The sequence below is a fragment of the Pseudomonas sp. DWRC2-2 genome (assembly GCF_049897885.1).
In the GTDB taxonomy this organism is placed as follows: Bacteria; Pseudomonadota; Gammaproteobacteria; order Pseudomonadales; family Pseudomonadaceae; genus Aquipseudomonas; species Aquipseudomonas azotoformans_A.
Genome location: NZ_JAFCXD010000004.1, coordinates 476,287 through 492,214, shown reverse-complemented (window position 1 = coordinate 492,214; position 15,928 = coordinate 476,287). Strand labels below are relative to the sequence as shown.

13 protein-coding genes are annotated in these 15,928 nt (G+C 61.2%); 2 read left to right on the top strand and 11 right to left on the bottom strand.

What is annotated here, in order from left to right; all coding sequences use genetic code 11:
* The first annotated feature begins 3 nt into the window (after positions 1–3).
* The gene (nadE, locus tag ACP7EW_RS21055; RefSeq protein WP_426219416.1) at positions 4–831 is read left to right on the top strand and encodes an ammonia-dependent NAD(+) synthetase; all 828 of its coding nucleotides are present in this window, start codon (positions 4–6) and stop codon (positions 829–831) included.
* A 58-nt stretch (positions 832–889) separates the two neighbouring features.
* Here nadE and azu read toward each other — a convergent pair whose 3' ends face one another.
* Positions 890–1,336: an azurin gene (gene azu / locus ACP7EW_RS21050; protein ID WP_033897397.1), complete on the bottom strand. Its 447-nt coding sequence runs from the start codon at positions 1,334–1,336 to the stop codon at positions 890–892.
* A 332-nt stretch (positions 1,337–1,668) separates the two neighbouring features.
* On the opposite strand from azu, the gene ACP7EW_RS21045 reads away from it, so the two are divergent.
* Positions 1,669–1,851 carry a hypothetical protein gene (locus tag ACP7EW_RS21045; RefSeq protein ID WP_426219413.1) on the top strand — a complete coding sequence of 61 codons (183 nt, stop codon included), beginning with the start codon at positions 1,669–1,671 and terminating at the stop codon, positions 1,849–1,851.
* Positions 1,852–1,897: 46 nt separating this feature from the next.
* Here ACP7EW_RS21045 and ACP7EW_RS21040 read toward each other — a convergent pair whose 3' ends face one another.
* The 10 genes from ACP7EW_RS21040 to rpsR all read right to left on the bottom strand — a co-directional run bounded on the left by ACP7EW_RS21040 (position 1,898) and on the right by rpsR (position 15,909).
* Positions 1,898–2,788, bottom strand: a complete 891-nt coding sequence (locus ACP7EW_RS21040; protein ID WP_038851235.1) for a transglutaminase family protein — start codon at positions 2,786–2,788, stop codon at positions 1,898–1,900.
* On the bottom strand, positions 2,788–5,274 hold the full coding sequence (locus ACP7EW_RS21035; RefSeq protein ID WP_426219411.1) for a circularly permuted type 2 ATP-grasp protein: 2,487 nt from the start codon (positions 5,272–5,274) through the stop codon (positions 2,788–2,790). The genes ACP7EW_RS21040 and ACP7EW_RS21035 overlap by 1 nt, the downstream gene beginning before the upstream one ends.
* 148 nt (positions 5,275–5,422) lie before the next feature.
* Positions 5,423–8,713 carry a DUF2126 domain-containing protein gene (locus ACP7EW_RS21030; protein WP_426219409.1) on the bottom strand — a complete coding sequence of 1,097 codons (3,291 nt, stop codon included), beginning with the start codon at positions 8,711–8,713 and terminating at the stop codon, positions 5,423–5,425.
* Between the two features lie 187 nt (positions 8,714–8,900).
* The gene (locus ACP7EW_RS21025) at positions 8,901–9,350 is read right to left on the bottom strand and encodes a hypothetical protein (protein ID WP_426219407.1); all 450 of its coding nucleotides are present in this window, start codon (positions 9,348–9,350) and stop codon (positions 8,901–8,903) included.
* On the bottom strand, positions 9,347–10,267 hold the full coding sequence (locus tag ACP7EW_RS21020) for an NAD synthetase (RefSeq protein ID WP_426219406.1): 921 nt from the start codon (positions 10,265–10,267) through the stop codon (positions 9,347–9,349). The genes ACP7EW_RS21025 and ACP7EW_RS21020 overlap by 4 nt, the downstream gene beginning before the upstream one ends.
* Positions 10,268–10,375: 108 nt before the next feature.
* Positions 10,376–12,679 (bottom strand): YgiQ family radical SAM protein, encoded by a 2,304-nt coding sequence (locus ACP7EW_RS21015; RefSeq protein ID WP_426219404.1) that lies wholly within the window; start codon positions 12,677–12,679, stop codon positions 10,376–10,378.
* Positions 12,680–12,775: 96 nt separating this feature from the next.
* Positions 12,776–14,173: a replicative DNA helicase gene (dnaB, locus tag ACP7EW_RS21010; RefSeq protein WP_016976916.1), complete on the bottom strand. Its 1,398-nt coding sequence runs from the start codon at positions 14,171–14,173 to the stop codon at positions 12,776–12,778.
* 110 nt (positions 14,174–14,283) lie between these two features.
* Positions 14,284–14,730 carry a 50S ribosomal protein L9 gene (rplI, locus tag ACP7EW_RS21005; protein ID WP_003171376.1) on the bottom strand — a complete coding sequence of 149 codons (447 nt, stop codon included), beginning with the start codon at positions 14,728–14,730 and terminating at the stop codon, positions 14,284–14,286.
* Positions 14,731–14,748: 18 nt separating this feature from the next.
* The gene (locus tag ACP7EW_RS21000; RefSeq protein ID WP_033897405.1) at positions 14,749–15,642 is read right to left on the bottom strand and encodes a hypothetical protein; all 894 of its coding nucleotides are present in this window, start codon (positions 15,640–15,642) and stop codon (positions 14,749–14,751) included.
* Positions 15,643–15,678: 36 nt separating this feature from the next.
* On the bottom strand, positions 15,679–15,909 hold the full coding sequence (gene rpsR / locus ACP7EW_RS20995; RefSeq protein WP_002551829.1) for a 30S ribosomal protein S18: 231 nt from the start codon (positions 15,907–15,909) through the stop codon (positions 15,679–15,681).
* Between the last annotated feature and the right edge of the window lie 19 nt (positions 15,910–15,928).

Sequence of the window (15,928 nt, the reverse complement as noted above, 5' to 3'; positions counted from 1 at the left end):
ATCATGCAAGCCGTACAGCGTGAGATTGCTGAACAGCTCAAGGTCCAAGCGCCGTTCAACGACCAGGCCGCCCTTGAGGCCGAGGTTGCCCGCCGCGTGACCTTTATCCAGGACTGCCTGCGCAATTCCGGGCTCAAAACGCTGGTGCTGGGCATCAGCGGTGGCGTCGACTCCCTGACCGCAGGCCTCTTGGCCCAACGCGCGATGCAGGAGCTACGCGCCAGCACCGGTGATGACGCTTACCGCTTTATCGCCGTGCGCTTGCCTTACGAAACCCAGTTCGACGAAATCGATGCCACTGCTTCAGTGGATTTTATCGAGCCGGACGAGCGCCACACCGTGAACATCGGACCGGCCGTCAAAGCCCTGGCCAATGAAGTGGCGGCGTTTGAGGGCAAGGCCGCGGTGTCCCGTGATTTCGTGCTGGGCAACACCAAGGCACGCATGCGCATGGTGGCGCAGTACACCATCGCGGGCGCGGCCGGTGGCCTGGTGATCGGCACCGACCATGCGGCGGAAGCAGTGATGGGCTTTTTCACCAAGTTCGGTGATGGCGCGTGCGACCTGGCGCCGTTGAGCGGGCTGGTGAAAAACCAGGTGCGTGCGATTGCACGACACTTTGGCGCGCCGGAATCACTGGTGGAGAAGGTGCCGACAGCGGACTTGGAAGACCTGTCACCGGGCAAGCCGGATGAAGCGTCACACGGTGTGACCTATGCCGAGATCGATGCCTTCCTGCACGGTGAGCCGGTGCGTGAGGAAGCGTTCAGGATCATCTGCGACACGTATCGCAAGACCGAGCACAAGCGGGTCATGCCGTTTGCGCCTTGATATGAGCGAGCACAAAAAAAGCGCCTGAACAGGCGCTTTTTTTTCGACAAGAGTCGGCTTACTTCAGGGTCACAGTGCCTTTCATCATCGAGATGTGGCCTGGGAACGAGCAGAAGAACGCGTAGTCAGTCCCGGCGGCCAGCTTCGACACGTCGAAGGTCACCGAGTCTTTTTCGCCGGCACCGATGATCTTGGTGTGGGCGATGATGCGGTCGTCACCCGGCTTCAGGTAGTCCTTGTCGATGCCGGCGGCCATGCCGTCGGTAGCAACCGGCTGCATGTTGGCGGCGCTGGTCAGCACCCAGTTGTGACCCATGACGTTTTTCGGCAGGTTGCCGGAGTGGGTCAGCTCGACGGTGAACGTCTTGCAGCTTTTGTCGATTTCAATGGCTTTGGTGTTGAAGGACATTTGGTCGGTGGAGTCGACAGTGACCTTGCACTCTGCAGCAAGCAACTGGCCGCTCGCCAGAGTCAGCAGGGAAACAGCAACGAGTTTGGCAAACATGTGAATCTCCAAGGCAGGGTTTAGAAAACGCGTATTGCGACAAGGGTGCCTGAACCAGGCAGGAATTCTTATGATCTGAATCAACAGATTGTATACAACTTTAGGCTATCAGACTTATCAACACAATCTACCAGCCAAAGTACAACCCCCTGGCTATGATCGGCTCATCACCCATCGGAGTCCGCGCCATGCACCTCAACCAACTGTTCAACGGCCTGCTGGCCGCCTACGCCTGCGGTAAGTGAAGGCCAAGCGCCCCCTGAAGCTGCTACCATGTCGTCCCAAGGCAGCTGCGCGCCGCCACCCTCACCTTCGACCCTAGAGGATCGCCCATGGCCAAACCTAATTACTCCTTCGCCAAACGTCAGAGAGACTTGGCCAAGGAGCAGAAGAAAGAGGAAAAACTGCAACGCAAGAAAGCCGCTGCAGATGAAGATGCCAATGGGCTGAACGCCGATGTTGATGGTGAAGAAACGAGCGACGAGACCGAAACACCAAAAGATCCGGCTGAATAAATTCCTTTGTGCTGAGCCGGCCTGCCCGGCTCGGCACAATCAACTGTTATTCCAGCGGCATCACCGTCACCCGTACCTCCGGGTCATGGCTCCCTCCTCCCAGAATCACCCCACGCAACGGCGACACATCGGAAAAGTCCCGGCCCCAGGCCAGGGTGATGTGTTCCAGTGCCGGCTGCACATTGTTCGTCGGATCGAAATCCACCCAACCTGAGACCGGGCAATACACCGAGACCCACGCGTGGGACGCATCGGCGCCGATCAGCCGTGGCTGGCCGGGCGGTGGCTGGGTGAGCAGGTAACCGCTGATATAACGCGCCGCCAGGCCCCGCGAGCGCAGGCAGGCGAGCATCAGGTGAGCGAAGTCCTGGCACACGCCGCGACGGCGCTCCAGCACCTCCACCAGCGGCGTGGCGACTTGGGTGGCTTCGGCATCGAAGGTGAATTCGCTGAAGATCTTTTCCATCAGCGCCTGCACTCCCAGCAGCAAGGGTTTGCCAGGAGGAAAACAGCTTTCGGAGAATTCGACGAAGGTTTTCTTCAAGTGCACGTAGGGCGATTCGAAACGGTAGCGGCAGGCTTCGATCAGCGCATCGGACATCGGCTGGCTGCTGTAGGTCAGGCTGTCGCGGGTCTGGTCCCAGGCCGGCGACAGCTGGAAGTCCAGCGCAGGCCGCGCCAGTACTTCCACGGTCAGCCCGGCATTCACCAGCAATTCATCATGAGGCCGCTCGAATGCCAAGCGCGTGATCGGGTTGCCAAACACGTCCAGCTCATCGCGGCGCGAGGTCGGTTCCGGGCTGATATCCAACTGCTGCAAGCTGCAACGCTGCCAGGCGCACGGCCGTGGCCACAAATGCGCCAGCTGCTGGGCCAGGGACACCGGGCTGTCGTAGTGGTAATGGGTATCGTGGAAAATCTGATAGCGCGCACTCATCACACCGACACCGTTTGCTGGCTGACATCATCCACATGGGCAAAGTGACGCAAGGCCAGACGGTCCGACACTTGCCCACTCTCATCGGCCACCGCTTGCAGCAGGTCGGCCAGGCCCTCCAGCGCGGCACGCACGCTGGATTCGCCGAACAACGGGTTCTCCAGGCAACCCAGGTCGAATCGCGCCAGGCGCTCCACCAAGGGGCCCAGGCCGGTTTCCCGAGGCACACCAAAATCATCGTTGAGGCGACGCAGGGTGCGGCTCACCAGCTTGAGCTGGAACAGCACCGCGTGGGGGTTCTGTTCGTCCAGCAACAGCAAGTCGAGCACCGGGATCAGTTGCGGCACCGCGAGGTAACGCGAACGGTAGGTGATGCTGCTGTTACCCAGTTCCAGCAACCACTCCAATCCCGCCTGATCGAACACCGCCACACCGCGCAGGAACGCCGCCAGGCTGCTGCTCAGAAACTGCAGACGCTCAATGCGCCGCCCCATCATCAGGAAACGCCAGCCTTCATCGCGGGTCATGTCATCCAGGGCAAACCCGGACAACGCCGCCAACGACATCACCAGGCGGTTGAGGAAATCCAGCAACTCACCAAAATCCGGCGACTCGCTTTCCAGCTCCATGGCTTCGCGCTGCAACTCCACCAGGGCCTGCCAGTTTTCCCGGGACAGCTTGCCGCGCACTTGCGATGCCGCCCACTGCAAGCGTTGCAGGTTGGCGCGCAGGCTCGACGGCCAGTCATCCCCGAGCAGGGCCGCCAGCAGGCGTTCGGGCAATTCGCCCTCCTCCGGCAGCAGGCGCAGGTTTTCGCCCAGCTCGACGGCCGCCTGCAACGCCAACGGGTCGTCGCCGTCCACATAACGCGCCAGCACGATACGCAGCCAGCGCGCGCTGTCGTCGCAGCGTTCGCAGTAACGGCCGAACCAGAACAGATTTTCCACCACGCGGGACGGTAGATAAGGATCGCGGCGCACCAGATCGTGGGCGCCAATCGTGCGTTGCGCGCGCCACTGCTCATTACCCGGCGCACGTTCGCCAAGCACCCAGGTGTCCTTGCTGGCGCCGCCGCGTTGCATCGACACCACTTCGGCGTCGGCTTCGGCCGCCACGCGTGTCAGGCCGCCGGGCAATACGCGGTAACCGTCGTCACTGGCCACGGCGTACACGCGCATGCCGATGGCGCGGTGTTGCAGGTGGTCATCCACGGTGTGCCACACCGGCGCCTGGGACAATTGAGCCAGCTCCTGGGCGACGTAGGCGTAGGGCCGCGCGCGCATGCGTTCGGCCAGGGCCTGGCGTTGTTCGTCGTTGAGGTCGCGGCCGAATACCGGCGCAAAACTCTGCGACGGAAACGCCGGTTTGATCAGCAACTCCGGCAGTTTCTCCAGCGCTTCGGCCAGCACCGGCGCCTCACCGCACCACCAGGTGGCAATGGACGGCAGAATCAGTTTTTCACCAAACAGGAATTCGTTGATCTTCGGCAGAAAGCCCAGCAATCCCGGAGATTCCAGCACGCCGCTGCCCAGGGCATTGGCCACCAGCACGTTGCCTTGGCGCACGGCATCCAGCAAACCCGGCACGCCGAGGGCCGAGTCGGTGCGCAGCTCCAGCGGGTCGCAGAAATCATCGTCGAGGCGACGCATGATCGCGTGTACCCGGCGTAGGCCGCTGAGGGTTTTCAGGAACACAGTGCTGTCGCGCACGGTGAGGTCGCCACCTTCCACCAACGGGTAGCCCAACTGGCGGGCGAGGTAGAGGTGTTCGAAGTAACTTTCGTTGAACCGGCCGGGCGTGAGCAGCACGATCAGCGGCGGCTGATCATCACCGGGCGCCTGGCGGGCCAGGGTTTCCTGCAAGGTGCGAAAGAAACCGGTGAGGTGCTGCACCTGCAAGTCACGGTAAAGATCCGGGAAGGCGCGGGACACGATGGTGCGGTTTTCCAGCGCATAGCCGGCACCGGATGGCGCCTGGGTACGGTCGGCGGTGACCCACCAGCGGCCATCCGGCGTGCGCGCCAGGTCCACGGCGTACAGGTGCAGGAACGCACCGTCCGGCGGCCGGATGCCCTGGCACGGCCACAGGAAATTGTTATGCCCGAACACCAGCTCCGCCGGCAGCAAGCCTTCCTTGATCAGCCGCTGCGGGCCGTACAGGTCCGCCAGCACCGCATTGAGCAGGCGCGCACGCTGGGCGATACCTGCCGACAGGTGCTGCCACTCATCAGCCGCCAGCACATGGGGCAGCAAATCCAGCTCCCACGGGCGGTCGGCGCCCTTGGGGTCGGCGTAGACGTTGTAGGTCACGCCGTTTTCCTGGATCTGCCGGGTCAGCAATGCCTGGCGCTGGGCCAGTTGTGCGGGCGTGCTGCGTTGCAGGTGGTCCAGCAGGCGTCGCCAATGGGCACGCACTGCGCCGCTGTCATCCAGCAGTTCGTGATAGGTGCCCGCGGTCAGCGGGTAACGGTCGAGCAAGTCGGACATGGAACGCTCGGCAGAGGCAAGGGGGCTCAGATTAACTCAACAAACACTGCAAATCCCCTGTAGGCCCCGGCTTTTGTGGTGAGCGGGCTTGCCCCGCGCGAGGCAAGCTCGCTCACCACAAAAGCTGGCGTCCACAGAGGGATCGCGTTCAGTCATTTTTATGGGGGAAACGGCGCAGATCCAGGGTCATCGGCAATTCGTCGTTGATCACAACCGTCGGCACGTCGAGCTTCCCAGGGCTATGCCCCAACCGGAAAAACCGCGCCATGCGCCGGCTCTCTGCCTCGTTGGCATTCACCGGCAAGCTGTCGTAATTGCGCCCGCCCGGATGGGCGACATGGTATTGGCATCCACCCAGCGAACGCTGCATCCAGGTGTCCAGCAGGTCGAACACCAGCGGCGCATGCACCGGGATGGTCGGTTGCAGGCAGTTGGCCGGTTGCCAGGCGCGGTAACGCACGCCAGCGACAAACTCACCGACTCGCCCGGTGGCTTGCAGCGGCACCGGGATGCCGTTGCAGGTCAGCAGGTAGCGCTGCGGGGGCAGCCCGGTCAACTTGACTTGCAGGCGCTCAAGGGACGAATCCACATAACGCACGGTGCCGCCCACAGCGCCCTCCTCGCCCAGTACATGCCAGGGCTCCAGAGCCTGGCGCAGCTCCAGTTCGATCCCGCTGACGGCGTAGTCACCCACTTTGGGGAAACGGAATTCCAGATGCGCGGCAAACCACTCGGCGCGCAACGGATAACCGGCGGCGTTGAGTTCGACGATCACATCGGCAAAATCTTGCTCGATGAAATGCGGCAACAGGAAACGATCGTGCAACTCCGTGCCCCACCGCGCCAGCTTCGGCGGCGCGTAGGGTTCGCGCCAGAAACGCGCGACCAAGGCGCGCAGCAGCAACTGCTGGGTCAGGCTCATGCGGGCGTGGGGCGGCATTTCAAATGCACGCAGCTCCAACAGGCCGAGGCGGCCGGTGGCGCCGTCCGGCGAGTAGAGTTTGTCGATGCAGAACTCAGCGCGGTGGGTGTTGCCCGTCACGTCGATCAGCAGGTTGCGCAGCAGGCGGTCCACCAACCAGGGCGGGCACTCTTCGCCGGGCGAAGGCATTTGTGCGAATGCGATTTCCAGCTCGTACAACGCGTCGTTGCGCGCCTCGTCCACCCGCGGGGCCTGGGAAGTCGGGCCGATGAACAAGCCGGAAAACAGGTAGGACAATGAAGGATGGTTGTGCCAGTAGCTGATCAGACTGCGCAGTAGATCGGGTCGGCGCAGGAACGGTGAGTCCTTGGGCGTCGCGCCGCCCAACACGAAGTGGTTACCGCCGCCGGTGCCGGTGTGGCGCCCGTCGATCATGAATTTTTCGGTGGTCAAGCGCGTTTGCCGCGCCTCTTCGTAGAGGAATTCGGTGCGTTCCACCAACTCGTCCCAGGTGGCGGACGGCTGCACGTTGACCTCGATCACACCCGGGTCCGGCGTCACGCGGAAGTTGCTCAGCCGTGTATCGGCGGGTGGTTCATAGCCTTCCAGCAATACCGGGCAATGCAGCTCCTCTGCGGTGGCTTCAATAGCGGCTACCAGCTCCAGATAGTCTTCAACACGTTCCAGGGGCGGCATGAACAGATAGAGGCGCCCTTCGCGCGCTTCGGCGCACAGGGCGGTACGAGTCAGCCAGTCGGCGGACTCGTCCACTTTGGGCACGCGCTCATCGTTCGGCGCGGGCTCATCGTGGCTTTGCAGCTGCGCGGTGGACGGCAGCTCCGGCTGATCCTGGTTCGGGTCAGTCGGGTGCACAAACGGATACTCTGCCGCCGTCACCCACGGCTGCGAGGCCAACGGCAGGCGATAGCCCAACGGCGAATCCCCCGGCACCAGGCGGCAGTGGTTGTTACGCAGATACCAGCGCCCGCTTTGCCAACGGTCATTGGCCGCCGTGCGCGCCAACGGCAGCACTTGGCCGATGACTTTATCCAGGCCCTGGCTGAACACCTTGCGCAGGCGTTCGCGCTCCAAGTCGTCGCTCAGGCGCGGGTCCTGGGCGGTGACGTTTTGCGGCAGCGCACCTTCGCGCCACAGGTAGTAAAAATTGTCTTCGAATGCCGGGAACACAAAGCGCGCCGGCAACTTGAGGCGCTCTGCGACGCTGGCCAGGAAACGCCCGGCCAGTGCGCCATCCGCGCCGTAGTCCTCTTGCTCATCGGCAATCAACGCGCTGTTGTGCCAGATCGGCACACCGTCGCGGCGCCAGTAGCAATTGAGCGACCAACGCGGCAATTGCTCGCCGGGGTACCACTTGCCTTGGCCGAAGTGCACCAAACCCTTCGGGGCGTAGTGCTTGCACATTCGCTGGAACAGCTCGGCGGACAGTCGGCGCTTGTCCGGGCCGAGCGCGGCGGTGTTCCATTCGGCGCCGTCGGGATCGTCGATGGAGACGAAGGTGGGTTCGCCGCCCATGGTCAGGCGTACGTCGTCCTTGAGCAGGTCGCCATCGATCTGACGCCCCAAGGCCTGGATCGCCAGCCATTGCTCTTCGGTGTAAGGCTTGGTGACCCGTGGGGCTTCCCAAATCCGCTCAACCGACATTTCGTGGGTGAATTCACACTCGCAAGGCTCCACCAGCCCACTGATCGGTGCGGCGGACGATGGATCGGGACTACACGCCAACGGAATATGGCCTTCACCGGCGAACAACCCGGAGGTAGCGTCCAGGCCGATCCAGCCGGCGCCGGGCAAATACACTTCGCACCAGGCGTGCAGGTCGGTGAAATCCACTTCCGTGCCGGAGGGGCCATCGAGGGCTTTGACGTCAGCAGTGAGTTGGATCAGGTAGCCGGACACAAACCGCGCCGCCAACCCCAGGTTACGCAGGATCTGCACCAGCAACCAAGCCGAGTCGCGGCATGAACCGGAGGCGTTTTCCAGGGTGTATTCCGGGGTTTGTACACCCGGTTCCATGCGGATCAGGTAGCCGATATCAGCCGCCAGGCGCTGGTTGAGGCCCACCAAAAAGTCCACGGCCGGCAGCGGCGTGCGGTCGATGCCCGCCAGGTACGCGGCGAACCGGGGCGTGAGCGGCAGGGTTTCCAGGTACGGCGCCAACTCACGCTGCTCGTCGGCGGCGTAGCTGAAGGGGATTGTCTCGGCATAGGGCTCGAGGAAAAAGTCGAAGGGGTTGAATACGGCCATCTCAGCGACCAGGTCGACTTCGATGCGCAGCTCGTCAGTCTTTTCCGGGAACACCAACCGCGCCAGGTAATTGCCCTGGGGATCCTGCTGCCAGTTGATGAAATGCTGCTCGGGCAGCACTTTCAGCGCGTAGGACAGAATCCGCGTGCGGCTATGGGCCGCCGGGCGCAAGCGCACGATCTGTGGGCCGAGTTCGACAGCGCGGTCATAGCGGTAATGCGTAACGTGGTGCAACGCGACATGAATCGACACGGCGGCCTCCTGCGAGCCAGGGCATGGAAACAAAGCGCGCAAGACTTATGCCAGAGCGGCGGTCATTGCGCTTTATCGTAAGACCCGGTGCAGTACAGCACCAAAACGGCGCCAACGGTGGTGTCATGGTGCAAGTGACGCACATATTTGTGGCGCCGGTGTGAAGGTGGGTGGGGAATCTACCCAATCACCTGCTTTTGCGCTTGGCGATCACGGCTTGGCGCAGGTGGCGTATTTCATGCAGCTTCTGGCGCATCTCTCGTTGAAGCTTGGTGTTTAGTATTAACAATCCTAGGAACGGGAATAACAGCGCCAACCCATAGAGAACTTTATGAGGCTGGTACTGAAGCATTGGGACGACAAACAGTAGACAGACGACGTAGATGCCGACCATCGCCCACACCCAGGAGGGTCGACCCCGCAAAATCATAAAGTTGCTATGGACCGTCAACAGAATGAGCAGCGCCCCGACAGACATGATCTTGAGCCCCACTTGAGCAATGGGCGTATCACGAAAATAGGTGATGAACGCCAGCGCCACAGCCAACGCCAAAGAAAAACACGCAGCAAATACGCCGCCCATAAACGTCAGAAAGTACTGTCTGAAAAAGTCGCGTAGCGTCATCAATTCGCTCATTCGCTTACCTCCTCGTACAGTCCGATCGCGATGGTGTTGACGTTTCCGGAGTAGGCACTCCCGCCAAACCCAACGCTTGCGCCCAGGACGTCTTTGATCTGGCTAGTGGTGCTGTGCTTAAGCTGCGTAGGGGTGAAACGCTTGGTGAGTTCACCCGACGCCTGCCTCAATTTGATCATCTTCGCGGTCAAGCTGGGATGGTTGATGCTCAGCAGCTCTTTCGTCAGTTTGGCTCTTTCCTGGCGATTCAAACCGCGAAGCACATCACGCAGGCTCTTGCCCGTCGATGCTTTGGCGGCCCTGACCAGCTTGACCGTCGTCAGGGCCGAAGCGCCCACGCCTGCCAGTGATACGGCGTCCAGCACAATGGACGCGTTCTGGTACCAGCCTTCACTGTCGAGCGAATCCTTGACCTCAGGTTTGGCGACTTCCAGCGCTGTTCGGGCAATGCCGTTGAAACACTGAAGCGTACTTGCGCCGGCAGCCGCATACCCCACTACAACGATGACGGAACTGGCGCCAGCGCTGAAAGGCACCAGAATTGTTCCACTGGCGATAGCAGCCCAACTAATGACAGCCCCCAAGCAGGAAAATCCGGTATTCACGGCTTCGCCAATCAGTCGCGACTCTCGAGGATTGCTCACGACATGTTGAGCAAACTGCGTTGGCGCAATGTACTTCTGCGCTTCACGCAAAATGATGCGCTTGGGCTTGATGCTGCAGATGGGCTTGAATTCGCGCAGGGTAATGATGTTGAAGTCGGCGTCGATATATACGACGCCTGCGCCAACGATACCTGGATCGGCGTCGATGGCTGCAAACAGGCGCGGCAGGTTGATCTGGCTTTCAATGCGCTGGCGCGCCATGAACTGTGAGCGGTTGGAATCCATGCCGATGCCGGCCAGGGGGTTAGCCATGTTTTTCTTCCTTGAACTGAATGGGCGCCACCTTAACAAACCACCCACCCAGCGCCTAGAAAGCAAAACGCCAGCACGAGGCTGGCGTTTTGCATATTCAGGCTGCGATCAACGCGGCACCACCGGCTTGCGCGCAGGCTTGCCGCCCTTGCCCTTGGCCGCATCGCTGCGCTCCTTGGCGGCCTGCTTGTTGCGCGCCTGGGCGGCGGCCTTGGCTTGCTCACGCTTGTCCCACGGGTTGCTGCCGTCGCTGCCGCGAGGAGGCAAACCGGTGTGCTGGGTGAGGATCTTGGTGGTGGTTTCCTTGGCGACCTTATGGCTGCCAGCCGGCGTCGAGTTCTTGCGACGGGCACTCTGGTAGCTGTCGGTGCTTGGCTGGTGCAGCGGGATCAGTTGGTCCTTGCCCGGCCCGATCAGATCGGCACGGCCCATGCGGGTCAGCGCTTCACGCAGCATCGGCCAGCCTTTCGGGTCGTGGTAGCGCAGGAACGCCTTGTGCAGACGGCGCTGGTCTTCGCTCTTGACGATGGTCACCGCGTCGCTCTTATACGTGACCTTGCGCAGCGGGTTCTTGCCCGAGTGGTACATCGCGGTGGCGGTGGCCATCGGCGACGGGTAGAACGCCTGCACCTGGTCGGCGCGGAAGCCGTTACCCTTGAGCCACAGGGCCAGGTTCATCATGTCTTCATCGGTGGTGCCGGGGTGAGCGGCGATGAAGTAAGGAATCAGGTACTGTTCCTTGCCCGCTTCCTTGGTGTACTTCTCGAACATGCGCTTGAACTTGTCATAGCTGCCAATGCCCGGTTTCATCATCTGGTTGAGCGGACCTTCCTCGGTGTGTTCCGGGGCGATCTTGAGGTAGCCACCGACGTGGTGGGTGACCAGCTCTTTCACATACTCCGGCGACTCGACGGCCAGGTCATAGCGCAGGCCGGAGGCGATCAGGATCTTCTTCACACCCGGCAACGCACGGGCGCTGCGGTACAGCTGGATCAACGACGAGTGATCGGTGTTCAGGTTCGGGCAGATGCCGGGGAACACGCACGACGGCTTGCGGCACGCGGATTCGATTTCCGGGCTCTTGCAGGCGATGCGGTACATGTTCGCGGTCGGGCCGCCGAGGTCGGAGATCACGCCGGTAAAGCCCGGCACTTTGTCGCGGATCTCTTCGATCTCGCGGATGATCGACTCTTCGGAGCGGTTCTGGATGATGCGGCCTTCGTGCTCGGTGATCGAGCAGAAGGTGCAGCCGCCAAAGCAGCCACGCATGATGTTCACCGAGAAACGGATCATGTCGTAGGCCGGGATCTTTTCCTTGCCATACGCCGGGTGCGGGACGCGGGCGTAAGGCATGCCGAACACGTAGTCCATTTCTTCGGTGGTCATGGGAATGGGCGGCGGGTTGAACCACACGTCCACTTCACCATGCTTCTGCACCAAGGCGCGGGCGTTGCCTGGGTTGGTTTCCAGGTGCAACACGCGGTTGGCGTGGGCGTAGAGCACCGCGTCGCCACGGACTTTCTCCACCGACGGCAGGCGGATCACAGTCTTGTCGCGGGTCATGCGCGGGCTGGCCAGGATCTGTACGACCTTGGCTTCTTCCGGGTCATCCACCGGCCCTTTCTCTTGCTCGATGGCGCAGGCCTGGGTGTCCTGGGTGTTGACGTACGGGTTGATGATTTTGTCGATCTTGCCCGGACGGTCGATACGCGTGGAGTCCACTTCGTACCAGCCCGCTGGCGTGTCACGCCGAATGAACGCGGTGCCGCGCACGTCGGTAATGTCTTCGATCTTATGGCCCCACGACAGGCGCTGGGCAACCTCGACAATCGCACGCTCGGCGTTGCCGTACAGCAGGATGTCGGCAGTGGCGTCGATCAGGATCGAGTTGCGCACGCGGTCCTGCCAGTAGTCGTAGTGGGCGATGCGACGCAGGGAGGCTTCGATGCCGCCGAGTACGATCGGCACGTGCTTGTAGGCTTCCTTGCAACGCTGGCTGTACACCAGGCTGGCGCGGTCCGGGCGTTTGCCGGCCATGCCGCCAGGGGTGTAGGCGTCGTCGGAACGGATTTTCTTGTCGGCGGTGTAGCGGTTGATCATCGAGTCCATGTTGCCGGCCGCGACGCCGAAGAACAGGTTCGGCTCGCCGAGCTTCATGAAGTCGTCTTTGGACTGCCAGTTCGGCTGGGCAATGATCCCGACGCGAAAGCCCTGGGACTCCAGCAGCCGGCCGATGATCGCCATGCCGAACGACGGATGGTCAACGTACGCATCACCGGTGACGATGATGATGTCGCAGGAATCCCAGCCAAGCTGATCCATCTCCTCCCTGCTCATGGGCAGGAATGGCGCTGGACCGAAACATTCGGCCCAGTACTTGGGATAGTCAAATAACGGCTTGGCTGTTTGCATGACGGTGACCGGTGTTGAGATGGAAAATCGCGGGCGCGGAATATAGCACAAATTTTGACCAATTCCGACGGTAATGGTCGGAATTGAGCAGACGAGTTATTCGTCGTCGTCGAAGTTGTAGCTGCCTGGCGCGAGGTTTTCGAAGCGGGTGTACTTACCAATGAAGGCCAGGCGGATAAACCCGATGGGGCCGTTCCGCTGCTTGCCGATGATGATCTCGGCGATGCCTTTGTGTTCGGTTTCGGGGTGGTATACCTCGTCGCGGTACACGAACATGATCACGTCGGCGTCCTGCTCGATCGCTCCAGATTCCCGCAAGTCGGAGTTCACCGGGCGCTTGTTGGGGCGTTGTTCCAGGGAACGGTTGAGCTGGGACAGCGCCACCACCGGGCAGTTGAATTCCTTGGCCAGGGCTTTCAAGGACCGGGAGATCTCGGAAATCTCGTTGGTCCGGCTGTCACCGCTGGAGCCCGGGATCTGCATCAACTGCAGGTAGTCGATCATGATCAGCGCGATGTCGCCGTGTTCACGCACCAAGCGGCGGGTACGTGCACGCATTTCCGAAGGACTGATGCCCGCGGTGTCGTCGATGAACAGCTTGCGGTCATTGAGCAGGTTGACCGCCGAGGTCAGGCGCGGCCAGTCGTCGTCTTCCAGCTGGCCGGAACGCACCTTGGTCTGATCGATACGGCCCAGGGACGAGAGCATCCGCATGATCAGCGATTCACCGGGCATCTCCAGGGAGTACACCAGGACGGTCTTGTCGCTGCGCAACACGGCGTTTTCCACCAGGTTCATCGCGAAGGTGGTCTTACCCATGGAGGGACGACCGGCGACGATGATCAAGTCGGACGGCTGCAGGCCGCTGGTCTTCTCATCGAGGTCGGCATAGCCGGTGGAAATACCGGTGATGGCCGCGTCGGTGTTGAACAGGGTGTCGATACGGTCGATGGCCTTGGTCAATAGCTCGTTGACGCCCACCGGGCCGCCGGTTTTCGGGCGGGCCTCGGCGATCTGGAAGATCTGGCGCTCGGCTTCGTCGAGGATTTCTTCGGCGGTACGCCCTTCCGGGTTGAAGGCGCTGTCGGCGATCTCTGTGCTGATGCCGATCAGTTGCCGCAGCGTGGCCCGCTGGCGGACGATCTGGGCATAAGCCTTGATGTTGGCGACGGACGGCGTGTTTTTCGCCAGTTCGCCGAGGTAGCCGAGGCCGCCGACCTGGGAGGTCTGGCCTTCCTTGTCCAGCTGCTCGGCCAGGGTCACCACGTCGATCGGTGAGTTCTGGTCGGCCAGTTTGGCGATGGCGCGGAAGATCAGGCGGTGGTCATGGCGATAGAAGTCACCGTCCGAGACTTGATCCAGCACGCGTTCCCAGGCGTTGTTGTCCAGCATCAAACCACCGAGCACGGCCTGTTCGGCCTCGATGGAATGCGGCGGCACCTTCAGGGCAGCGGTTTGCAGATCGTATTGCTCAGGAGCTGAAATATCGTTCATGGCCACTTGGAATTAGGGGTGTGTAGAAAAACAAAAGGCACGACCTGTAAACAGGATCGTGCCCGATGTTAACTGCCTGGCACGCGAGGTGCCAGTCAGTTAGGTATTGCTTAAGCTGCTACCACGACAACGCGTACGGTGGCTTCAACTTCGGCGTGCAGGTGCACGGCTACGTCGAATTCGCCTACGTTGCGGATGGTGCCGTTCGGCAGACGAACTTCGCTCTTCTGCACTTCAACGCCGGAGGCGGTCAGTGCATCAGCGATGTCGTGGGTGCCGATCGAACCGAACAGCTTGCCTTCGTCACCGGCGGTGGCAGTGATAGTCACTTCCAGCTCAGCCAGTTGGGCAGCGCGAGTTTCGGCCGAAGCTTTTTTGTCTGCTGCTGCTTTTTCCAGCTCAGCACGACGCTCTTCAAACGCAGCCAGGTTGGCAGCGGTTGCAGCGGTGGCTTTGCCGTATGGCAGCAGGTAGTTACGACCGTAACCGGCCTTAACGTTCACTTTGTCGCCCAGGTTGCCCAGGTTGGCGACTTTTTCCAGAAGGATCAGTTGCATGTGAAAATCCTCTAACTTTTAACCTTCACCGTTCGCGTTATCGGCGTCTTTCGGCGCCAGACGACCGCGAAAATCAATCAGGCCGTCGACAATGGCCAAAACCACGAGTAACGGATAGATCAGTTGCATGAACACCAGCATCGTTACGTACATCCCCACCAGCCAAAACTTGGCCAGGCGCTTCTGCGCGACCAGCCCGTGAATCAGGGCCAGTCCGGAAAACACCAGCGGTACGCTGCAAAACAGCACCAGCAAGGTGGCTTGTGAACCGAAGTACGGTCCGACCATCATGAGTGCCAGCAGCAACATCGCGGGGCCCACGGGGATTCTGATACTGCGAAATTCGCGACCAAAACCACCCGGGTTGTACAACAACGCCTGCCAATATCGCCCAAGCATCAGGCTCAGCAAACTGACGATCTGCATCATTACCGCCATCAGGCCGATCAGGGCCGGTGCAATCAGTGTTGCCAGTCGCGCTCGCTCTTCTACCGACAGCTGCTGGTAGAGTTCCCCGAGGGCCATCGGCAGGATCTTGGCGATCTCTTGCGACAGTACCTCGATTTGCGGGCGGAAAGCCGCGTCAATCAACACCGAAAACACCAACCCCAATGCCACGCTGACCAGCAGCGTGCGGACCCAGGACTCACTTGCGCGCAAAACCAACGCAAGGCTCGACGACCCCAGCAGCACCAGAAGCACTTTGGGTTCGCCCAGTTGCAGCCACCAGATCAAGGCAGCCACGACTCCCAGGGCCAGGATACCCAGGGCATCCTGCAAACCGCGCCGCAGGAGCACAAGGCACCCAGCGGCAGCAGCCAACCAATACAACAACGGCAATGCTGCACATCCAGCCACTACGAGAGTGGCCTGCACACGACCGCGCATGATGAACTCAGCTAAGGCGCGCATGCATTCAATCCCTTACTACTTGTCGACTGCCCGGTCTCAGCGGCCGTGGCTGTCGGTGTAGGCCAGCAGGGCCAGGAAGCGGGCGCGCTTGATAGCGGTGGCCAGCTGACGCTGATAACGTGCTTTGGTACCGGTGATACGGCTTGGAACGATTTTGCCGGTCTCGGATACGTAGGCTTTCAGAGTGTTGAGATCTTTGTAATCGATCTCTTTCACGTCTTCAGCGGTGAAGCGGCAGAATTTACGACGACGGAAGAAACGTGCCATTTGATAGGCTCCTTAAAAG